A 508-nucleotide genomic window follows, 5' to 3' on the forward strand; every position below is an offset into this window, starting at 1 on the left:
GCGCGGCGCTGAAGGGCGTCGGCAACATCGACATCCCGGCGCTGCCGGAGAACGCGTTCACTCTTCCCGAGGGCGCGGTCAAGCTCCCCGACGGCACGGTGAACCTGCCCGAGGGGCGGCGGTCCCGGAGGGCGCGACCCGGCTGCCCGACGGCAACTTCAAGCTCCCGGACGACACCCCGGTGCTGCCCGCGGGCACGACGAGGCTGCCCACGGAGGACGGCGCCCCGGCCCGCTACTACGACCCGGACGGCAACCTCCTCGACGAACGGGGCAACGTCCTCCAGCAGGCCCAGGACGGGCCCGGCGACATCGTCGACCAGCCCGGCAGCCCGGACGCCCCGGGGGCCGGCGCCGACACCCCCCACACCCCCTCCCCGGTGAAGGAACCCGCGCTGGTCGGCGCGGGTGCCCACGCCGCCGACAACGCGGGCCAGCACATCAGGCTGGGCGACAGCGTGGGCGACAACCTCGGCGACGTCGGCCGCGTCGGCGACGACCTGCCCACG

At 75.8% G+C, this 508-nt stretch carries 1 pseudogene; it reads left to right on the top strand.

Features of this window, described 5'->3' with window-relative positions:
- Window positions 1-181: 181 nt before the first annotated feature.
- Window positions 182-508, top strand: a pseudogene (locus AQJ84_RS40245) (hypothetical protein); the annotation flags it as partial.

It is taken from the genome of Streptomyces resistomycificus (assembly GCF_001514265.1).
GTDB lineage: Bacteria > Actinomycetota > Actinomycetes > Streptomycetales > Streptomycetaceae > Streptomyces > Streptomyces resistomycificus.